The sequence below is a fragment of the Streptococcus sp. CF10-1 genome, from assembly GCF_024295825.1.
Classification (GTDB): domain Bacteria; phylum Bacillota; class Bacilli; order Lactobacillales; family Streptococcaceae; genus Streptococcus.
In genome coordinates this window covers 301426-322306 of the sequence record NZ_JANCPQ010000002.1, presented here as the reverse complement: position 1 = coordinate 322306, position 20881 = coordinate 301426, and the positions used below count along the sequence as shown (strand labels likewise).

Below are 20881 nucleotides of genomic sequence, written 5' to 3'. Positions count from 1 at the left end.
TACACATATTTTATGAATTAATCTGAATCTTACAAAGTGCTGTTCTTCTGCTTCTTTATACAATTCAAGCTTATTTCCTTCTAGCGGTATTATGCTCACAAAAAAATCAGGTTCCCCTGATTCTAAATGGATTCTGATTTTTCCAGTTCTTTAGCTTCCTTATGATTTTCATATAATTTCGCCAAGAACTTAGTGATTTCTTTGAGAATAGAGTAGGTTGGCACTGCTACAATCATCCCTATGACGCCGTAGATATTACTTGACAGTAAGAGGAGCACCAAAATCGTAATTGGATGCACTTTCATAACCCCTCCAACGATACGTGGATAGAGAACATTTCCATCAATCTGTTGAATAATAAGCATATAAGCAACCGCAATCAACATACGATGAGGATCCGTGAACACATTCGCAATCACCATCGGAATCAAGCCAATACTTGGACCAACATAAGGAATCAAATTTGCGATTCCAGAGAAAATAGCAAAAACAAGAGCGTACTTTAATCCGATAACGCTATAACCAATATAGGCTAAACATCCGATAATAACGGCATCAATTGCAATTCCACTGATGTAGCGCGCTATAGTTGCATTGAGATTGGTTAAGAGGCTAGAGAGATTTAATTTGTCATGTTTTAAGACAGTTCGTTCCAACATTGGTAGCAACTTATGACCATCCAACAAGAAATAAATCAAGAATACAGGGGTCATAATGAGAATCAGAACTGTACTAAACAAGGCTGAAAGAACACTTCCTAAACTATTGCTGACGCTATTCAGGATATTCTGGAGGATATCCACATAGGAGAGATTTAACTGTTGAATTGTTTGTTGAATATCGATATTCTGGAAAATAGGGTTCATCGACAAATCAATAACCAAGTCTTGCAATCTACTATAGATGTTTTGACTAGAAATAATCAAGCTAGTCAACTGATTAATCAGAATCGGCAAGAGATAGACGACCCCTACAACGATGGCACCAATTAAAGCACAGAGAGTGACCAAGACACCAATTAGACGATTAATCTTACATCTCTTTTCCAAAAAGGTAACGATTGGATTGGTAATGTAGTAAAAAAATCCACCAAGCAAAAATGGAATCATGATGGTATTCACAACCGTCACGAAAGGAGTAATAATCGCTCCCATCTCTCTCCAAAGATAGAAAATCAGTGTTAATAATAAAATTTCAGCTGTCCAAAAAAATAATTTGTTTCTACGGAACATAGGCATCCTCCTCTATTTATTTTATCATATTTCTTCAAAAGATAAGATGGCTTTAGTATAAAATCGAGAATATTTTTTTTCTTTATGATAAAATAAAGCTAATATGAAAAAAATAATTCTATCTTTTATAATACTTTTTGTTTTTGGAACAGTTTCTACTGTTTCTGCTCAGGAGTTTGATGTTGCTGCTAAACATGCCATTGCTGTCGAGGCTACAACTGGAAAAATCCTCTACGAAAAAGATGCAAATCAGCCTGTAGAAATTGCTTCTATTACCAAACTTGTTACAGTTTATTTGGTCTATGAAGCTCTGGAACAAGGAACTATCAGCCTATCTACACCTGTTGATATTTCGGACTATCCTTACAAACTTACAACTAATTCTGAGGCGAGTAACGTCCCTATGGAAGCTCGAAATTATACTGTTGAACAACTATTAGAGGCTACAATGGTATCCAGTGCAAACAGCGCTGCGATTGCGCTAGCAGAAAAGATTGCTGGTTCTGAAAAAGACTTTGTAGACAAAATGAGGGCTAAACTTCTTGAATGGGGAATCCAAGATGCAACAATTGTAAACACAACTGGTTTAAATAATGAGACCCTTGGCGATAATATCTATCCAGGTTCTAAAAAAGATGATGAAAACAAGTTGAGTGCCTACGACGTTGCAATCGTCGCTCGTAACCTCATACGAGATTATCCTCAAGTTTTGGAAATCACCAAAAAGCCAACTTCTACCTTTGCAGGACTTGAAATCCACTCAACCAACTATATGTTGGAAGGAATGCCAGCCTATCGTGGTGGTGTCGACGGTTTGAAAACAGGTACTACCGACAAAGCCGGTGCTTCTTTCGTTGGAACAACTGTTGAGAAAGGGATGCGTATCATTACGGTTGTTTTAAATGCAGACCAGCAAGATAGCAACCCTTATGCACGTTTTACTGCAACTTCTTCACTTTTAGATTATGTTTCTGCGAACTTTGCTTTAAAAACTGTCGTTCAGAAAGGCGAAACCTATAAAGATAGCAAAGTGACAGTCCTTGATGGGAAAGAAGATAAGGTAGCTGCAATTGCTAAGTCAGATATTGCAATCGTCCAACGAGTTGGAAGTGAAACAACATCAGCTCTTCAATTCACATCAAAATCAGAAATAGCTCCACTGGAAGAAGGCAAGGTTGTCGGTACTCTAACCTATGACGATCAGGATTTGGTCGGTCAAGGCTACCTCACTTTAGAAAAACCATCTTTTGAAATGGTCGCTGAAAAGAAAGTAGAAAAAGCCTTCTTTTTAAAGGTTTGGTGGAATCGTTTTATCCGCTTTATCAATGAGAAGCTATAAAAAATCGCGATTTTCTTCGCGACTTTTTCTTTATTTCATTTCTTTAAAAGCCGCTTCTGCATCTGCATTGCTAATCGCACCGAACTGAATTTTTCCAATTTTACCTTGACTGTCAATCAAGTATTCCGTTGGAATACTACGAATTTGGTAGGCTTGGAAGGTAGTTGCTTGCGTATCATATAGAACTGGAATATCCTTGTAACCTTGTTCTTGGTACCATTTTGGAAAGTCTTGAACTGTTTTTTCACCTTGTAGACCTGGTGCAATGACACTCAAGATTTCAAAGTCTCGATCCTGTTTGGCAGCTAATTCCATCAACTCAGGCATGCTTTTTTTACATGGTCCACACCAAGAAGCCCAGAATTTCAAATAGACTTTTTTCCCTTTGTAGTCCGATAGCTTCACTTCCTTGCCATCCATAGACTGCAAGGTGAAGTCTGGCGCATCCTTACCGACTGCGATTTGTTGTACAGCGGGTTGTTTTGGACTGCTTGTCTGTTTGGTTTCTTTTTCACCACAGGCAATCAACAAGAATAGAGACATGAGGCTCAATCCTGTAAAAATAATTTTTTTCATCTTTTTCTCCTTTTATCCAAGAATTCCTGACAAGGCATTTAACTGCCCTAGCATTAATAATAATCCCATCAAAACAATCAAAGCTCCCCCGATTTTCTTTAGTAGAATCATATGGGGTTTTAATTTGCTAAAATAAGGCATAATCCAGCCCGAAGCCAAGGCCAAAACAATGAAAGGAAGGGCCATCCCCAATGTGTACACTAAGGTTAGTAAGGCTCCTTGCCAAGCACCATTCCCTCCTGAAGCTGCTAGAGCTAAGACCGAGCTTAAAACTGGTCCGATACAAGGAGTCCAACCAAAACTAAAGGTTATCCCAAGTAAAAAGGCTGATAGATAGTGATTAGACTTAGATTGTTTGAATGTGACTGTCTTTTGAATCTCCAGTTTATTGAAATGCAAGATTTCCATCTGGTGAAGTCCTAAAAGAATAATGACTATGCCCATAGCATAACGAAACCAGTCCGTATAGAGCATGTACCCTAGGAATCCAGCTCCAAATCCTAAAATAAAGAAAATGAGGGATATTCCTGCAACAAAGCACAAGGTTCGAATTAAACCTGACCATGCAACGTTTCTTCCAAAAAAGCGAAAGCTTTTCGAATTTCCCTGATCATCCAGTAAAATGCCAGCATAGACAGGTAGCAAAGGAAAGATGCAGGGTGAAAAGAAGGACAGAATACCTGCTAAAAAAACGGATACTAGAAATATAATCGACTCCAACGAATTACCTACTTTCTCAAAATTCTAATCTTATTTTACTATAAAAGAAAAAAATTGTAAGAAGTTTGCTACGCTTGTTTATTTTATCTACATTTGACACAAAAAAAGGAGCTAAGCTCCCTTTTATCGTTCTAATACGTTCCTTCTTCACCTTGACTAGTCAAGATAACTGGACCGTCTTTAGTAATCACAAACTGGTGTTCATATTGGCAAGATAGGCCACCATCTATAGTCTTATGAGCCCAGCCAGTCTTCATATCTGTATCAATTTCCCAGTCACCAGTATTGATCATGGGTTCAATAGTTAGTACCATTCCTTCACGGAGACGGAGTCCACGGCCTGCAATACCGTAGTTAGGAACCATTGGCTCTTCATGCATAGTGGGACCAACACCATGACCAACCAAATCACGAACAACACCGTAACCGCGACTTTCAGCGTATTCTTGAATGGCCGCACCGATATCACCGATACGATTGCCGACAACCGCTTTCTCAATCCCTATATACATAGCTTCCTTGGTCACGTCCATCAGGTTTTTCACTTCTTCAGACGGTGTACCAACCGCATAAGCCCAACATGAGTCTGCTAAACCACCAGTATAGCTTTGGGTGTATTTTTTCATTTGCTCAACATTATTAAAGTTGAGTTTAGATACATTGAGGTCGGATTTGGCAATCGGACCACCTAAAACCATATCAACTTTGAGCAAGTCTCCATCTTTCAAGATGTAATGACGTGGAAAAGCATGAGCAACTTCGTCGTTGAGAGAGCAACAAGTGGCATAGGGGTAATCCATGACTGCGCCATCCACGCCAATCTGTAGAGGAAGGAAATTTTCCTCTTTACAACGTCGACGAACGTACTCTTCGACTTCCCACATATCTACGCCTGGCTTAATCAAATCACGTAAGCCGATATGGATACTTGCTAGGAAATCACCAGCCTTGTCCATGGCTTCGATTTCACGTGCTGATTTTAAAGTTATCATTTTTTCTCCTAGATTCTAATTAATTTTAACTGTAACATTTGCTTTTGAAACAATCTGATGACCATGATAAATATCATAATCAATAATAGCTGAGCGTCTCGTGTGGTGAATAATCCGAGCCTGAATCCGCAAAATATCATCTATCTGTACAGCCTGCAAGAAATAAATCAACATCTGTTCAATGATGAGATTACGTCCGCTATTCACAACGAGGTCTTGGGTCATATGGTTGAGGATTTCAGCCAAGACTCCATTAGCAAGGACACCATTTTTCTCCAACATGAAGGGCTCAACAGTTATGACGACTTCATCATGATGATAAGACAGTTTTTGCCCGATTTGCTCTGAGAAAGTCGGCAAAGCAGAAACTTGGGAACGGCTCATCTTTTCCATGACATCTCGTCGTGTTACGACACCGAGTAGGGTTTGGTTGCTTCTAACTACCGGAACCATCTCAAAGTCTTCTGCAATCATTCGTTGACTGACATTGGCAATATTCGTCGCTAACCCTGTTACGAAGATACTGCGCGTCATCACCTTGTCAATCGTCGTGCTGGGAGACTTGTCTCCTGCGTCACGCATAGTAACAACCCCAACAACCACTTGGTGTTGGTTAACGACTGGAAAACGGCTACTTCTGTTCTTACGAACCAAGTCTAGATAATCTTTGACTGTATCGGTTTCTCTCAAAAAACCATACTCATGACTGGGGCGATAGAGCTTTTCAACTGTCAGAATATCGGTTTTGATTTGAACGTTTGAGAGGGCTTTGTTAATCATGGTCGCTACTGTAAAAGTGTCATCTTTACTTCTTAGAACTGGAATCCCTTTTTTATTGGCCAACTCAAGAACATCGTCCTGAACATAGAAACCACCTGTCACGAGGACCGCATTTTCATTTTCCAAGGCTAGAAGTTGAATACGAGTACGGTCACCTACGATCACAAGACCACCATCATGGAGATAGGATCGGATATTCTGCTCTGTCATGGCCCCAATGGAAAATTTGCTAAACTCTCTCTCCAGCCCTTCCTGACCGGCTAAAACCTCAGAGGAGGTGACTTCAGCGATTTCAGCATAGGTTAGCCGTTCAATAGCCACTTTCTTTGGCTTAACTCGTATGGTTCCACTACGTGGCCGAGTTTCAACGATGCCACGATTTTCAGCTTCTTTGATAGCTCGGTAGGCGGTTCCATCACTAACACCCAGGTGATTAGAGATACTGCGAACACTAACTCTTTTCCCAATTGGCAACTCTTCCAGATAGGACAAAATTTCCTGGTGTTTACTCATTGAATTCTCCTTTTATATATCGAAATTCAAGATAGTCCCTCATTTTTCGTGTATAGCGGTCGCTCCCCTTAAACTGTCGGAAGAGACTAAAGCCTGATTTTAAGGCTACTTTTTGACTAGCTTGATTCTCCAGATGAGTGATGATGGATAATTGTTTTAAACCAAATTCTTCAAAGGAAAGCTGACAAAGCTTGGTAACTACTTCTGTCATATAACCTTGTGACCAAGAATCCTTTTTTAAAAAATAACCAATTTCTGCTTCTTTTTTGATTTCATCAATCTTTTCAAATTTAATGGAGCCAATCATTTCCTGATTTCCTTGGAGACAAATTGCCCAAACCCCTAGAGGATTCTTCATAAAATAGTTAGCAAGGGCGTACTGACTTTCTTCCAAACTTGCTTGACTGGGAAAAATAAACTGCAAATTTTCAGGATTGGAAGCAATCTCGTAAAATGCTTGACTGTCACTAAAAAAGAAAGGACGCAAATACAAGCGCTCCGTTTCAAAAAAAGAAAACATTGCTAATTTGGTTCAAATATTCATAATCACCTCAACGGCTTAGTCTTCAACGAGTGTAATATCCGCTCCAAGACTACGCAATTTTTCAATAATATCTGAGTAGCCACGAAGGATAAACTCAATATTCGTAATTTCAGTCTGGCCCTGAGCCATCAAACCAGCGATGACAAGTGCAGCACCAGCTCGCAAGTTTGTAGCTTTTACACTTGCCCCGTGTAAGTTACGACCACCGTTGTAGATAATGTGATCATTTGTAGTCGTAATATCCGCATCCATTTTTGCTAACTCAAAGACATGATTGACACGTTTCTCATAAATCGTATCAATGATAGTTCCACGACCTTGGGCAGTTAGTAAAAGTGGCGTGATAGGCTGTTGCAAATCAGTTGCAAACCCAGGATAGGGTGCAGTTTTGATATTGATGGCTCTCAAACCAGACTGTTCTTCAACGAAGATGCTGTCTTCTGAGACCGTCATACGAACGCCCATTTCCTCTAGTTTGGCGATAAAGCCTTCTAAATGTTCATAGAGAACGTTGTTAATGCGAATTCCTTTTCCTACCGCCGCAGCAAGTGAAATATAGGTTCCAGCTTCGATACGGTCTGGGATTACTTGGTGACGAGTTCCATGAAGTTTCTCGACACCATCAATAATGATAATATCAGTCCCTGCACCACGAATATGGGCCCCCATGTTGTTCAAAAGGGTAGCAACATCGATAATTTCTGGTTCACGAGCCGCATTTTCAATGACAGTGCGTCCCTTAGCTTTAACCGCAGCAATCATAGTGTTAATCGTTGCCCCAACGCTGACGGTATCCATGTAAATACTTGCGCCATGAAGTCCCTTACCTTGAGCAGATAAATTCATATTATCTCCCTCATAGCTGACCTTAGCACCCATGGCTTCAAAGGCCTTTAAGTGGAGGTCAATCGGACGAGGCCCCAGATCACATCCACCAGGAAGTCCAACTGTAGCTTCACCAAAGCGACCTAAAAGACTTCCGTAGAAATAATAAGAAGCACGCAAGCTATTAATCTTGCCATAAGGCATAGGAATGTTTTGAACGCCTCTTGGATCAATCTCCAAGACATCCTCATAACGCTTAACAGTTGCCCCCATAATCTCCATGATTTCGACAAGACTAGCAACGTCTGAAATATCTGGAACACAATCTAAAGTGACAATATCATCTGATAAGATAATAGCTGGAATAAGCGCTACAACACTATTTTTAGCACCACTAATGGTGATCTCACCTTGCAATGGACGTCCACCATTGATGACAATTTTCCTCATGTTTTACTCCTTCAAAATTTACTAAAAAGGTCTTTTCGTTCTATTATATCATAATTTTCAGTTTTTTCCCATTCCTATTTACTAAATACCATCTCATTTTGATAAAAAAAGACCTATCACTCAAGCTGTTCAGCCTGAAATGATAGGTTTTAATGTCAGATTAACGTACTGTACGGATATGCATTGTGTTTGTACGAACAGCTTCTCCAAGTGGCACACCTGCAACGATAACAATATCGTCACCAGATTCTACAAGACCTGCTTCAACTGCTTTACGTTCAGCGATTTCGAACATATCATCTTTTGATGATGGAGCTTCAGTCAACATTGGGATAACACCCCAGTTCAACATCAATCCACGCTCTGTCAATTCGTCGAATGTCAATGCCAAGATATCAGCATTTGGACGGTATTTAGAAATCAAACGAGCTGTGTGACCAGTCTTAGTAAGGGTAACAACCAATTTGATATTCATTGAGTTAGTAGCGTCTTTAACAGCTGAAGCCATAACTTCTGTCTTAGAGTTACGTTCAAATGTATCTGAGTTCAAACGTCCGTATTCGTTAAGAAGAGTTTGTGCGTTCTTGTCAATTGTAGCCATTGTTGTTACTGACTCAAGTGGGTATTTACCGTTTGCAGACTCACCTGAAAGCATTGTAGCGTCAGTTCCGTCGATAACAGCGTTAAATACGTCTGATACTTCTGAACGAGTTGCACGTGGTTTTTCAGTCATTGTTTCAAGCATGTTTGTTGCTGTGATAACAACTTTACCTGCTGCGTTCACTTTAGTGATGATCATTTTTTGATAAACTGGAACCATTTCGAATGGTACTTCGATACCCATGTCACCACGAGCGATCATGATACCGTCAGCAGCTTCAATGATTTCATCCAAGTTATCGATACCTTGTTGGTTTTCGATTTTCGCAAACAATTGAACGTGACCATTACCAGTTTCTTCACAGATTGCACGAACTTCGTCGACGTCTTTTGCAGTACGTACGAATGAAATTGCGATGAAGTTGATACCTTGTTCCAAACCGAAACGGATATCATCGTTATCACGTTCAGCAAGTGATGGGAAAGGAATTTTAGTGTTAGGGATGTTTACACCTTTCTGCTTAGCAATGATACCGTCATTTTCAACGACTACTTCAAATTCACGAGTTGCATCGTCTTTTGCGAAAACACGAAGACCAAGTTTACCATCGTCAACCAAAACTTGGTGACCAACTTCAACATCATCGTAGATATCAAGGGCACCAGCAACGTTCAAAGCAATCACATCACGAGTTGATTTGATTCCTTGTTTAGTTGCAACACGGATTTTTTCACCAGTTTTGTAAGAGTACTCTTTTGCGTCACCTTCAAACAATTCTGTACGGATTTCAGGTCCTTTAGTATCAAGAAGGAAACCAACTTTTTTACCTGCAAGTTTCTCAGCAAGTTTAACAGTTGCCATACGCTCACCTTGTTCTTGGTGGTCACCGTGTGAGAAGTTGAAACGGAAAGTGTTTGCTCCTGCTTCAATCAATTTAGCAATGTTTTTAGCTGAAGCTTCAACGTCAAGTTTTTCACCCCAGTATCCATCTTCACCGAATTTTTTACCACCACGGATTTCAACCGCAGGACCTAAAGTTGCAACGATTTTTACACGTTTGTTCATGATTTTTGTGACTCCTTTATATAATTCGACCTTTTAAGGTCATGTTACCAAATTAATGAAAGTTGATTAGGACAAGCTCTTGTTCAAATCAGAAAGTTCAAGATCAGCTTTATGAGGGTTGTTAACAACGATCTTACCATCAGCTGTTAAGCTAAACAAAGCTCCTTCTTCTGCTGTTCCAAGGATTGGATTCTCAACCATTTTTTCGTTACGGATACCAACAGCGACACCACCGATTCCTTGTTTAAGGAGTTTAACAGCGTGTGCCCCCATGCGTGATGCCAATACACGGTCACGCGCAGTTGGTGATCCACCACGTTGGATGTGACCAAGTTCTGTTACACGAAGGTCACTAGTGTCTCCTGCTTCTTTTAGTTTTTGACCAAATTCAGCTGCTGACATAACACCTTCTGCCAAAACGATAATGTTGTGTTTTTTACCGTGCTCATAACCAGCTTTGATACTAGCTACGATATCTTCCATCTTGAAGCCTTCTTCAGGGATGATGATTTCGTCAGCACCAGTTGCGATACCTGCCCAAAGAGCGATATCACCAGCGTTACGTCCCATTACTTCAACAACGAAAGTACGACGGTGACTTGATGATGTATCACGAATCTTATCAATCGCATCCATTGCAGTCGTAACTGCAGTATCAAATCCAATTGTGAAATCAGTACCTACGATATCGTTATCAATAGTTCCTGGAAGTCCGATAGCTGGGAACCCATGTTCCGTCAAGCGCATAGCTCCGTGATAAGAACCGTCTCCACCGATAACTACGACTCCTTCGATACCGTGTTTTTTCAATTGCTCAATCCCTTTAAGTTGGCCTTCAAGTTGTGCAAACTCAGGGTAACGAGCAGAGTGAAGGAAAGTACCACCACGTGAAATGATGTCTCCTACTGAAGCAGCATCAAGTGGATAAATTTCACCGGCAACCATACCTGCGTATCCATCATAGATACCAAAAACTTCCATTCCTTCTGAGATTGCTTGGCGAACTACTGCACGGATGGCAGCATTCATACCAGGGGCGTCTCCACCACTGGTCAAAACAGCAATACGTTTCATTTGGTTTATGCTCCTTTTTCTTTTAACATTCCTACTGATTATACCACATTTAAATCGAAAATTCTTCTATTTTCCGTATTTTTAGCGATAAATCGTTTTCATAGCAATTCCCTCTAATTTTTCCTCTAGAGCAGAATCTTTTCTTACAAAATGTTGTGTAGAAACAACCGTTTTTCCTTCCTCTTCATACCTGATAATGACAGGGATTGGGCCTTTGTATTGTTCTAGGATATTTGAAATCTCTTTATCATTTTCATGATTTTTAACTTGAATCCAGAATCGTTCCGCCACTGCTTCTTTCAAATCTTGTGCAATCATTTGCAGACGACCATCTCGAGATTGAACTTTACCATTGATATAGTAAAATTTCCCTTCAGATAAATTGGAAGCCAATTTTCTATATTGGTCTGAAAATACAGTTACATCCATCCGAGACTTACTATCATGAACCTGTAGAAAGGCCATACTCTCACCTTTCTTGGTTCGAATCACTTTAATCTTTTGCACTTCAACTAGGAGAGTAGCTTGAGCTCCCTCGGTTAGATTAGCGATTGGCGTCGTCGGATATAGGGCTTGTTTGGCAAGAGTTTGGAGAGGATGGGCACTGATACCTACCCCAATCAGTTCCTGCTCTTTGTAAAATTTCTCTGCCTCAGTAAAATCATCAGCTTCAGTCCAACTATAATTTGTATCCGCAAAGAGTCCACCTAACTCCTCAACAAAGACAAATAAGTTTGGTAGGTTCACTAAGATTTTCTGGCGATTCTTGTCAAATTCATCAAAAAGCCCTAGTTCAACCAAAGGCGTCAAAAGCGACAGTTTCTTGTAATTCTTGGGAAGACGTGTGACAAAATCTTCAATGCTTGAGAAAGGACGATTTTCAATAATCCAGTAAGACAAATCTCTTGGCATGCCCTTAATGGCTTTTAGACCAAGATAGGTTTTCTTCTGAGAAATCTTATCATGATAGGGAATGCTGTTGATTGCTAAGGGAGCTACTTCAAAGCCCATCTGCAATGCATCTACAATGTAATCACTGCTAGAATAGTTCAACATAACTTGGAAGAAAATAGCAGGGTAGTGTGTCTTGAAATAAGCTAGTTGGAATGCCAGTGCTGAGTAGGCATAAGCGTGGGATCGGTTAAATCCATAGCCTGCAAACTTTTCCATCACTGCAAAAACTTGGTTGGCCTTTTCTTCTGTATGCCCCAATTTCATAGCTCCTGTGATAAAATCTTCCTTCATCAGATGCATCTCTTTGGCATTTTTCTTACCCATGGCACGTCTGAGAATGTCGGCTTTACCAAGACTGAATCCTCCAAAGCGTTGAGCTACCTGCATGACCTGCTCTTGATAGAGCATAATACCATAGGTTGATGACAGAATGTCCTCCAAGGCAGGGTCTAGCACTGTCACCTTTTCTTTGCCGTGCTTCCGAGCAACAAAGTTATCAATATAATCGCTTGCTCCTGGTCTGTTGAGTGAGGTTGTGGCTACTACCTCTTCGAAGACTTGCGGCTGAACTCGTTTCAAGAGTCGAATGGCGCCAGGTTGTTCAAATTGGAAAATCCCCTTGGTATTTCCAGAAGAAAAGAGGGCCAGAGTTGCCTTGTCTTCCAAGTCAATCTCTTCGATTTTCAGATTAATACCTTCTGACTCAGCCAGTAATTCCTGCATTTTTTGGACAGAAGTTAGGTTACGTAGACCTAGGAAATCCATTTTTAAAAGGCCATTAGCTTCAACACCATGAGCATCATACTGAGTGATGAGCATATCCTCACCATATTTTAGAGGAATGTAGTCCGTCAAGTCTTGGTCACTCATAACGACCCCAGCTGCATGGATAGAGGTCTGACGAGGATACCCTTCAATCTTTCGAGCAATCTCAAAAGCTTTTTGATATTCAATCTTACTATTGATGACCTGCCTAAACTGTAAATTCTTTTCATAGGCTGTCGTTAGCGTATCTCGAAAACTGATTTTTTTCGTAATATTGGTTAATTCGTACTCAGGGACACCATAACGTTTGAAAACATCACGAATTGCCTGTTTTGCTCCAAAGGTCGAATAAGTGACAATCTGTGCCACATGTTGGCTTCCATAGCGATCACGAACATAGCGAATGAACTCTGGCCTATAAAGGTCAGGGATGTCGATATCGATATCAGGCATGGTGTAACGCTCACGATTTAAAAAGCGCTCGAAAATCAAGTTCTTCTCAACCGGGTCAATCCCTGTGATATCAAGTGAGTAAGCCACCAGACTACCAACCGCAGAACCACGACCCATTCCCATATAATATCCTTGGGAACGTCCAAAACGGAGCAAATCCCAAACTACAAGGAAATAGTCGTCAAAGCCCATATCATGAATCACAGCCAATTCTTCTTTTAGTCGCTCATGATAGATAGCTGAGGTTAGCCCCTTGTCACTTAAGCCTTGCTCAGCTCTCTCTCTAAGTTCTTCGACCGCTGGTCTTTCAGGATTAAAGCGAGGGAGTTTTAAACTTGGGTCGATTTGATAGCTTACATTCTCTATCAGACCTTGGAGATTGGCAAGCGCCTGAGGGAAGCGATTTTTAAACCGTGCTTCCAGGTCTGAGGCAGGTAGAAAGATTCCCTGTTGTGAATGTAGATCCACTTCTCTCAGACTGACATTATCCTTGATTGCTGACAAGATTTGTAAAACCTGTAGGTCTTCTTTTTCAAAAGAGTTGACTTGATAGAGTGGAAGAATGGGTCTGGTATAGACTTCTTGAGGAGTATCTGGACTAACACCGATAAAATAATCAACCCCCAAATCCAACTGTTCGACCCCATTAAAATAGGGAACAATAATAGCAACATCTTCGAGGTGGGAGGTGAAGTCAGACCAATTTTTCCGTCCAGTCATTTTTAAAGTGGATAACTTCATCAACTCTTGATAACCTTTAGTAGACAAAGCTAGAAAACAGAAAGAAATCTCCTTCTCGTCTATAATCAATTTCATTTCAAGACCAATTAAAGGTTGGATTCCATATTTTCGAGTCACTTCTAAAAAATGATAAGCCCCGTAGAGATTGTCCACATCCATGATAGCAAGGTGAGAATAGCCATACTCTTTAGCCGTTTGTACATATTTTTCAATCGAAACCACACTTTCCATAAAACTATAAACAGTCTTGGTGTCGAGCTGTGCAATCATTTCTTCTCCTCCTTGCTTTCGTTTTACTACTATTATACCATTTTAAGCTGGATATTGAAGCAACTCGGATGCTTTCTTTTCAATATCATCAGTTACAAACTTCTTCTCTTCTTACTTTTAAATTCTTCATTTTTCAAAGGAAAGAAATAAAGAGTTAATATTATATGATAGTTTTAAATGTAAATTTAGATATATTTATACCAAACGAAGTATAATAAAGATAGGAGTTATATGCAGTTTTGCATATAAAAATCTCTAGAAAAAGGCTTACTTCTATGGTATTTATTCAGCGTTTTATAATAACTTACCAAATAGATATGCTGGTTTAAGAAATTTATTTCATTTAAGTTTATTTATTCCATTTTTCCCTCTTTTTTGATATAATAAATCCAGTTTGTTTTCAAAGGAGAGAACCATGCGTTTTAATCAATTCAGCTATCAACCAACCACTAGTTCTCAACAATTTGAGGAATTAGAAAGTCTTGGTCTAAAGCTGTCACCCCAACTGTCCTTAAAAAGACAGTTTGAAGACTTCATTCGTTGGAGTTTTTTCACTTATTCTAACACGGATTATGCCTTGTCGACTTTGGCTGCGGATAAAGAAACAGATTTAGTAACCTTTTTCCAGTCAGACCGTGAGTTAACTGCGGAGATTTTCTACACAGTAGTTTTTCAACTTTTAGGATTTAGCTATCTTGTTGACTTTGAGGATGCCGAACAGTTTCGTAAAGAAACTGGTTTTCCTATTGTTTATGGAGATCTCATTGAAAATCTTTATCAATTGCTCAATACGCGAACGAAAAAAGGAAACACGCTCATCGATCAGCTTGTTAGTGATGGACTCATTTCAGAAGATAATCACTACCACTACTTTAACGGTAAGAGCTTGGCAACCTTCTCTACTCATGATGTCATTCGTGAAGTCGTGTATGTCGAGAGCCGTGTGGATACTGATAAAGACGGACTCCCTGACTTAGTCAAGGTCAGCATTATTCGCCCACGTTACGATGGTCAAGTACCTGCTCTTATGACTGCCAGCCCTTATCACCAAGGGACCAACGACAAAGCCAGTGACAAGGCTCTCTACAAAATGGAAGGGGAGCTTGAGGTCAAACTGCCCCACACCATTGAACTTGAGGAACCTAAGCTGAATTTGGTCGAACCTCATGGTCAAGCAGAAGTCGTCTCAGAAGCTGAAGAAAAGCTATCTCATATCAATAGCTCATATACACTCAATGACTACTTCCTCCCACGTGGATTTGCCAATCTCTATGTATCGGGTGTTGGAACCAAAGATTCTCAAGGTCTCATGACCAATGGTGACTACCAGCAGATTGAAGCCTATAAAAATGTCATTGACTGGCTTAATGGGCGTTGCCGTGCTTTCACGGACCACACGCGCAAGCGTCAAGTCAAGGCTGACTGGTCAAACGGCAAAGTTGCAACAACAGGAATTTCCTATCTAGGGACCATGTCTAATGGTCTTGCGACCACTAGTGTTGATGGCTTAGAAGTCATCATCGCGGAGGCAGGAATTTCCTCTTGGTACAACTACTATCGGGAAAATGGTCTAGTGACCAGCCCAGGAGGCTACCCAGGTGAGGATTTTGACTCACTTGCTGAATTGACCTACTCCCGCAACCTCCAAGCTGGTGATTATATTCGTGGTAATGAAGCTCATCAAGTAGACTTAGAAAAGGTTAAAGAGAAACTCGATCGCAAGACAGGTGACTACAATCAGTTTTGGCATGACCGCAACTATCTGCTCAATGCTCACAAGGTTCGAGCTGAGGTTGTCTTTACGCATGGTTCCCAGGATTGGAACGTCAAACCTCTTCATGTTTACCAGATGTTTCATGCCCTTCCTAGCCATATCAATAAGCACCTCTTTTTCCATCACGGTGCCCATGTCTATATGAACAACTGGCAGTCGATTGACTTCCGAGAGTCTATGAATACCTTGTTAAGTAAGAAATTGTTAGGACTTGACTCAGGCTATCAACTTCCGACTGTTATCTGGCAGGACAATACCGAACCGCAAACATGGCAGAGTCTTGATGACTTTGGCAAGCAAGAAGAACTGTATACCTTCTCTCTTGGAACTGAAGAAAAAGTGATTCAAAACCACTATAATCAAAAAGATTTTGATCGTTATGGTAAGACTTATCAGACTTTCAACACCGAACTTTACCAAGGAAAAGCTAATCAGATCACCATTGACCTTCCACTAAGTCAAGACATTCACTTAAATGGGCGAGTGGAGCTGAAACTTCGTGTCAAATCATGTACAAACAAGGGCTTATTATCAGCCCAACTGCTAGAACTTGGGCAAAAGAAATATCTGCAACCTTATCCAGCTGTATTAAGTGCTAGAACCATTGACAACGGTCGTTACCACATGCTCGAAAATCTCTGTGAACTACCATTCAACCCAAGTGCCCAACGTGTCCTTACCAAAGGCTACCTTAATCTTCAAAATCGAACCAATCTCTTGACGATTGAAGAAATCCAACCCAATGAATGGATGGACTTCAAGCTAGAGCTTCAACCAACTATCTACAAACTTAAAGAAGGAGATACTCTGCGTTTGGTTCTCTACACCACAGACTTTGAGATTACAATTCGAGATAATACAGACTATCAGTTGACTGTTGATTTAGCACAGTCTAGTCTTATCCTACCTTGTCAAAAGGTATAATGTACCAGACTTTCAATGTGGAAGTATTCAAAGGAAAAGTCAATGAATTTGACCATTGAACTTCCTATAACCAAAGTTTTCCACTTGAACAGTCGAATCAAACATAAACTTCGTATCAAATCCAGTTCAAATAAGAGTTATTTAGAAACCTCTAGATGGAACTTGGGCAGAAGATACTCCCCCTCTAACCAACATGTGTAACCATTTATCATATACGCTACCAGACCGCATGTTGAAAATCTCTGTGAATTAACATTTAGAGTGAATTCACAACAAGCCGTGACAAAAAGCTACCTAAATTGAATGATTCACTGTCTTTAAAGAACATCAATGTAGATGAACGGATTGCTACCCAGTTTATCTGCACGCAACTAGTGACAAGTTAAAAGAAGGAGAATCTCTCCATCTAGTTCTTTATCCTACTGACTTTGACATCATCATACGTGACAATACCGCCTACCACTCGACTGACATTTTCGTTCAGTCCACGCTACTGTACCTTGTAAAAGGAGTACTTACTTTATGAACAAATCAGAACACAGACACCAACTTATCCGCGCCCTCGTTTCAAAAAACAAAATCCATACTCAAGCTGAATTACAAGCCTTGTTAGCGGAAAATGATATCCAAGTTACTCAGGCTACCTTATCACGCGATATCAAAACCATGAACCTTTCAAAAGTGCGCGAAGAAGATCATTCTTACTATGTGCTAAATACAGGGTCTATCTCCAAATGGGAAAAACGTCTTGAAAATTATATGGAAGATGCTCTTGTTATGTTGCGTCCGGTGCAACACCAAGTTATTTTGAAAACTTTACCCGGTTTAGCCCAATCGTTTGGATCTGTAATTGATTCCTTGGCCTTTCCAGATATCGTTGCAACCCTTTGTGGAGACGATGTCTGCATGATTATCTGTGAAGATGCTACAAAAGCGCAAGCTTGTTTTGAAAGTCTTAAAAAATATGCGCCACCATTTTTCTTTAGTGAATAAAGCAAATCCCGTGATCAAAAGATCACGGGAATTTTTTATTTCTTTGACTGTGTTTCTTCTTTCTTTGTACGTGCCAATCGAAGAGCACGTTTAGGATTGAGACGATTAAATAATTCTTCTAGTTTCTTTTCATTCCATACATCTGCTGCAGAAACAAAATTTCCATCTGCATCTCGGAATGATATTGGTTTATCTCCCATATCAATCTCCTAGTCTACAAATTCAAATTCAAATTTACCGATGCGGACCAAATCGCCATCTTTGGCACCACGTGCACGAAGGGCTTCGTCAACCCCCATACCACGAAGCTGACGGGCAAACTTCATGACCGATTCGTCACGGTCAAAGTTGGTCATGTTAAAGAGTTTCATGAGTTTTTCACCAGAAAGTACCCATGTCGCATCATCATCACGACTAATCTCAAAGGCCTTTTCTTCCTCGTCAAAGCCATAGTAAGCCTCTTCTTCCATATCGGATTCATCATAAATCGGGAATTCTGGAGTCTTGTCTAACAATTCAGCTGTCGCGTCCAAAAGAGTCGCCAACCCTTGCTTGGTCAATCCAGAAATTGAGAAGATGGCTGGAAGTTCCTCAAACTCGTCGTAGTTTGCTGCCAACTTTTCTTTGAAAGTTTTAAGATTTTCCTGACTTTCAGGCATATCCATCTTGTTGGCTACGATAATCTGTGGACGTTCCATGAGACGAAGGTTATAGGATTCCAATTCCTTATTGATAGCAAGGTAGTCCTCATAAGGATCACGTCCTTCACTAGCTGACATATCGATGACATGGAGGATAACTCGTGTACGTTCGATATGACGGAGAAACTGGGTTCCAAGACCAACCCCTTGACTGGCCCCTTCAATCAAACCTGGAAGATCTGCTACTGCAAAAGAATCACCTGACTGCGTACGAACCATACCCAAATTAGGAACAATCGTCGTAAAGTGGTAAGCACCGATTTTAGGTTTAGCTGAAGTGATAACACTAAGCAAAGTTGACTTTCCAACAGATGGGAAACCGACCAAACCGACATCCGCTAGAATCTTCAATTCCAGTTGCAACTCACGTTCTTGTCCTGGTTCTCCATTCTCAGAGATTTCAGGTGCAGGATTTTTTGGCGTGGCAAAACGGATATTTCCACGACCACCTCGACCGCCATGAGCCACGATAAATTCTTGACCATGTTCAATCAAGTCTGTAATGACTTTACCTGTTTCCGCATCACGTACAGTAGTCCCCTGTGGTACGCGAACACGAAGATCTTCTGCACCACGTCCGTGCATTCCTTTGGTCATGCCTTTTTCACCGGAATCAGCTTTGAAATGACGGTTATAGCGGAAATCCATCAAGGTACGCAAACCTTCGTCTACCACGAAAACAACGTTACCTCCACGTCCACCATCACCACCCCAAGGACCGCCATTAGGGACATATTTTTCACGGCGAAAGGCAACCATGCCGTCGCCACCATTACCAGCCTTGACCTTAATCTTGGCTGTATCTAAAAACATACTCATATTTTCTTCTCACTTTAAAAAGGCTGGGGAGAACCCAGTCATTAGTTATTGTTTCTATCCCCGTAGCTTGCTTAGAATCTACTAAAAGCTCCAAGCGCAGTTGCAAAGATACCAGCAAGGGTTACAAACAACATGATGAGCACGACAACAAGCGTCACCTTTTCAAACAAAGTTTTTTTACGTTTTCCGTTATCTCCAAAAGCCATAACTTCTCCTTTTTCTATATAATTCTAATTTAATAGTCTGTCGAAACTGGTGCAATCAACCATAAAATGATATAAGCAAGGACTCCTGTCCCATAACAAAATGCAAGAACAGCCCAAATGACACGAACAATAGTGGGATCAATATCAAAATAATGAGCAACTCCTGCGCATACTCCACCAATTTTTTGATCTTTCCCACTTCTCATTAATTTTTTCATTTTTTCTTCCTCTTATTCTATTATTTGAATTCGTCTCTCCAATAATCTCTGATGCTAGACAATTGTTTTCGAGACGCTCTTAAAATACGCTTGGATTCTTTTACTGGGCTTGTAACAGCCTGTTGAGGTAGATAGAGAATCGTTTTTAAAAAGCGCTGAGTGACAGGCTGTCCATCATGTAACTCATGTTCAAAGTTATTTGAGATAATGGCATCAAGGTAAAACTCATGAACTCGTTTCCCAAAATTTTCAGCCGAAATCTCGTACAACTTATCCGCTAACTTTTGTTCAGACATATCAGGAGTAGCGATCAAAGCTTCAAGGATAGCTCCTGCAAGCTCTCGTTCTCCATAGTAGAGGGTCCCAAACATTTTATCATTGATCAGATTTTCAAGATAGGGATTGCCATGAGCAATAACAGGCGTTCCACTGGCTAGACTTTCTAGATAGGTTAAACCCTGAGTTTCACTCGTAGAGGCTGAAATAAAGAAATCAGCTGCTTTATAGTACAAGGCTGTCTCACTTGGAGCAATCATACCTGTAAAAATCACATGTTTTTGTATGTTTAATTTCCCTGCTTGTTCTTTCAGGCTATCCAGATAAGGTCCGTCTCCAGCAACAACCAACTTCACCTTGTCTTCTTCTTTCAAAACCTGCGCAAAGGCAGCTAAGACTGCTTGGATATTCTTCTCAAAGGAGATACGAGAAAGACTCAGCAGCATTTTCTCGCCTTCCTGAATACCTAACTTCGAGCGAAGCTCTAGTAAGTTTTCCTCTTTGATCTCAGGTCGTTCAAACTTAGCCAGCTCAATTCCAGTTGGGATAACACGCTTTTCAACCTTGACTTTGTATTTAGATAAAAGGTCACGAACAATCTCACTAGGGCAAATCACGCCATCTACATCATGAAGGAAGCCTCGCACCAAATATTTTACCATACTCGGACGAATTAGCATGCCCTTAGCAATGTAATGCACATAGTCTTCATACTGGGTATGGTAGGTATGAATAACTGGAATTTTCAATTCTCTCGCAATCCAAATTCCTAACAAACCAAGAGAAAATTCTGTCTGGGTATGAATGATGTCGAGTTGATACTGTTTGGCAATTTCAAGCGCCTTTGTAAAACCTCGGTAGGCAAATCGTCGATCCTTAAATGCAAAGAAAGGGACACTCGGAATGCGAATAATTTGCCAATCCTCGTATCGGTTTACGTCTTTATCAGTCGTTGTAAAGATAAAAACTGCATGCCCCTGCTTTTCAAGCTCAGTTTTCAACGTCCGAATACTAGTCGCGACCCCGGAAACCTGAGGGAAATAGGTATCTGTAAATAAACCAATTCGCATAAATTA

Annotated in this window: 18 protein-coding genes; 3 read left to right on the top strand and 15 right to left on the bottom strand. The window is 40.4% G+C overall.

Annotated features, from left to right (window positions below):
- Positions 1–122: 122 nt before the first annotated feature.
- Positions 123–1232, bottom strand: coding sequence for an AI-2E family transporter (locus tag NMM25_RS03990; RefSeq protein ID WP_254736032.1), 1110 nt, complete (start codon positions 1230–1232; stop codon positions 123–125).
- A gap of 103 nt (positions 1233–1335) precedes the next feature.
- Here NMM25_RS03990 and pbp3 point away from each other — a divergent pair, with 103 nt between their 5' ends.
- Positions 1336–2571 (top strand): D-alanyl-D-alanine carboxypeptidase PBP3, encoded by a 1236-nt coding sequence (gene pbp3, locus NMM25_RS03985; RefSeq protein ID WP_254736031.1) that lies wholly within the window; start codon positions 1336–1338, stop codon positions 2569–2571.
- Between the two features lie 30 nt (positions 2572–2601).
- Here the strand turns inward: pbp3 and sdbB are convergent, their stop codons facing one another.
- The 9 genes from sdbB to NMM25_RS03940 form a co-directional block, all read right to left on the bottom strand.
- On the bottom strand, positions 2602–3147 hold the full coding sequence (sdbB, locus tag NMM25_RS03980; RefSeq protein WP_254736030.1) for a thiol-disulfide oxidoreductase-associated lipoprotein SdbB: 546 nt from the start codon (positions 3145–3147) through the stop codon (positions 2602–2604).
- 12 nt (positions 3148–3159) lie between these two features.
- Complete coding sequence (gene ccdA2, locus NMM25_RS03975) at positions 3160–3867, bottom strand: thiol-disulfide oxidoreductase-associated membrane protein CcdA2 (RefSeq protein ID WP_254736029.1); 708 nt, start codon at positions 3865–3867, stop codon at positions 3160–3162.
- A gap of 131 nt (positions 3868–3998) precedes the next feature.
- Positions 3999–4859: a methionyl aminopeptidase gene (locus NMM25_RS03970; RefSeq protein WP_000631555.1), complete on the bottom strand. Its 861-nt coding sequence runs from the start codon at positions 4857–4859 to the stop codon at positions 3999–4001.
- A 15-nt stretch (positions 4860–4874) separates the two neighbouring features.
- Entirely contained in the window at positions 4875–6152 is a 1278-nt protein-coding gene (spxR, locus tag NMM25_RS03965) for a CBS-HotDog domain-containing transcription factor SpxR (protein ID WP_254736028.1), read from the bottom strand.
- On the bottom strand, positions 6145–6672 hold the full coding sequence (locus NMM25_RS03960) for a GNAT family N-acetyltransferase (protein WP_254736027.1): 528 nt from the start codon (positions 6670–6672) through the stop codon (positions 6145–6147). Before NMM25_RS03960 ends, spxR begins: the two co-directional genes overlap by 8 nt.
- 39 nt (positions 6673–6711) lie before the next feature.
- Positions 6712–7971, bottom strand: coding sequence for a UDP-N-acetylglucosamine 1-carboxyvinyltransferase (locus NMM25_RS03955; protein ID WP_254736026.1), 1260 nt, complete (start codon positions 7969–7971; stop codon positions 6712–6714).
- Between the two features lie 160 nt (positions 7972–8131).
- Positions 8132–9637 (bottom strand): pyruvate kinase, encoded by a 1506-nt coding sequence (gene pyk / locus NMM25_RS03950; protein WP_254736025.1) that lies wholly within the window; start codon positions 9635–9637, stop codon positions 8132–8134.
- Between the two features lie 66 nt (positions 9638–9703).
- A complete protein-coding gene (gene pfkA, locus NMM25_RS03945) occupies positions 9704–10711 on the bottom strand; it encodes a 6-phosphofructokinase (protein WP_000820881.1) in 1008 nt (335 codons plus the stop codon).
- Positions 10712–10792: 81 nt separating this feature from the next.
- The gene (locus NMM25_RS03940; RefSeq protein ID WP_254736024.1) at positions 10793–13894 is read right to left on the bottom strand and encodes a DNA polymerase III subunit alpha; all 3102 of its coding nucleotides are present in this window, start codon (positions 13892–13894) and stop codon (positions 10793–10795) included.
- 415 nt (positions 13895–14309) lie between these two features.
- Here NMM25_RS03940 and NMM25_RS03935 point away from each other — a divergent pair, with 415 nt between their 5' ends.
- The gene (locus NMM25_RS03935) at positions 14310–16592 is read left to right on the top strand and encodes a Xaa-Pro dipeptidyl-peptidase (protein ID WP_254736023.1); all 2283 of its coding nucleotides are present in this window, start codon (positions 14310–14312) and stop codon (positions 16590–16592) included.
- A gap of 522 nt (positions 16593–17114) precedes the next feature.
- The gene (locus tag NMM25_RS03930) at positions 17115–17585 is read left to right on the top strand and encodes an arginine repressor (RefSeq protein WP_001043014.1); all 471 of its coding nucleotides are present in this window, start codon (positions 17115–17117) and stop codon (positions 17583–17585) included.
- Positions 17586–17620: 35 nt separating this feature from the next.
- Here NMM25_RS03930 and NMM25_RS03925 read toward each other — a convergent pair whose 3' ends face one another.
- The 5 genes from NMM25_RS03925 to NMM25_RS03905 form a co-directional block, all read right to left on the bottom strand.
- Complete coding sequence (locus tag NMM25_RS03925; protein WP_000502578.1) at positions 17621–17785, bottom strand: hypothetical protein; 165 nt, start codon at positions 17783–17785, stop codon at positions 17621–17623.
- A 9-nt stretch (positions 17786–17794) separates the two neighbouring features.
- The gene (obgE, locus tag NMM25_RS03920) at positions 17795–19105 is read right to left on the bottom strand and encodes a GTPase ObgE (RefSeq protein WP_254736022.1); all 1311 of its coding nucleotides are present in this window, start codon (positions 19103–19105) and stop codon (positions 17795–17797) included.
- A 71-nt stretch (positions 19106–19176) separates the two neighbouring features.
- Complete coding sequence (locus NMM25_RS03915) at positions 19177–19311, bottom strand: DUF4044 domain-containing protein (RefSeq protein WP_000863851.1); 135 nt, start codon at positions 19309–19311, stop codon at positions 19177–19179.
- Between the two features lie 29 nt (positions 19312–19340).
- The gene (locus NMM25_RS03910) at positions 19341–19529 is read right to left on the bottom strand and encodes a PspC domain-containing protein (RefSeq protein ID WP_000735789.1); all 189 of its coding nucleotides are present in this window, start codon (positions 19527–19529) and stop codon (positions 19341–19343) included.
- A 20-nt stretch (positions 19530–19549) separates the two neighbouring features.
- Positions 19550–20875: a glycosyltransferase family 4 protein gene (locus NMM25_RS03905; RefSeq protein WP_254736021.1), complete on the bottom strand. Its 1326-nt coding sequence runs from the start codon at positions 20873–20875 to the stop codon at positions 19550–19552.
- Positions 20876–20881 lie beyond the last annotated feature (6 nt).

Bases quoted from the DNA above. Each gene is read 5' to 3' on its own strand.
- NMM25_RS03990 (WP_254736032.1), bottom strand. From the start codon at position 1,232: ATGTTCCGTAGAAACAAATTATTTTTTTGGACAGCTGAAATTTTATTA.
- pfkA (WP_000820881.1), bottom strand. From the start codon at position 10,711: ATGAAACGTATTGCTGTTTTGACCAGTGGTGGAGACGCCCCTGGTATG.
- pbp3 (WP_254736031.1), top strand. From the start codon at position 1,336: ATGAAAAAAATAATTCTATCTTTTATAATACTTTTTGTTTTTGGAACA.
- NMM25_RS03905 (WP_254736021.1), bottom strand. From the start codon at position 20,875: ATGCGAATTGGTTTATTTACAGATACCTATTTCCCTCAGGTTTCCGGG.
- pyk (WP_254736025.1), bottom strand. From the start codon at position 9,637: ATGAACAAACGTGTAAAAATCGTTGCAACTTTAGGTCCTGCGGTTGAA.
- NMM25_RS03910 (WP_000735789.1), bottom strand. From the start codon at position 19,529: ATGAAAAAATTAATGAGAAGTGGGAAAGATCAAAAAATTGGTGGAGTA.
- sdbB (WP_254736030.1), bottom strand. From the start codon at position 3,147: ATGAAAAAAATTATTTTTACAGGATTGAGCCTCATGTCTCTATTCTTG.
- NMM25_RS03970 (WP_000631555.1), bottom strand. From the start codon at position 4,859: ATGATAACTTTAAAATCAGCACGTGAAATCGAAGCCATGGACAAGGCT.
- NMM25_RS03955 (WP_254736026.1), bottom strand. From the start codon at position 7,971: ATGAGGAAAATTGTCATCAATGGTGGACGTCCATTGCAAGGTGAGATC.
- NMM25_RS03940 (WP_254736024.1), bottom strand. From the start codon at position 13,894: ATGATTGCACAGCTCGACACCAAGACTGTTTATAGTTTTATGGAAAGT.
- spxR (WP_254736028.1), bottom strand. From the start codon at position 6,152: ATGAGTAAACACCAGGAAATTTTGTCCTATCTGGAAGAGTTGCCAATT.
- NMM25_RS03935 (WP_254736023.1), top strand. From the start codon at position 14,310: ATGCGTTTTAATCAATTCAGCTATCAACCAACCACTAGTTCTCAACAA.
- obgE (WP_254736022.1), bottom strand. From the start codon at position 19,105: ATGAGTATGTTTTTAGATACAGCCAAGATTAAGGTCAAGGCTGGTAAT.
- NMM25_RS03925 (WP_000502578.1), bottom strand. From the start codon at position 17,785: ATGGGAGATAAACCAATATCATTCCGAGATGCAGATGGAAATTTTGTT.
- NMM25_RS03930 (WP_001043014.1), top strand. From the start codon at position 17,115: ATGAACAAATCAGAACACAGACACCAACTTATCCGCGCCCTCGTTTCA.
- NMM25_RS03960 (WP_254736027.1), bottom strand. From the start codon at position 6,672: ATGTTTTCTTTTTTTGAAACGGAGCGCTTGTATTTGCGTCCTTTCTTT.
- NMM25_RS03915 (WP_000863851.1), bottom strand. From the start codon at position 19,311: ATGGCTTTTGGAGATAACGGAAAACGTAAAAAAACTTTGTTTGAAAAG.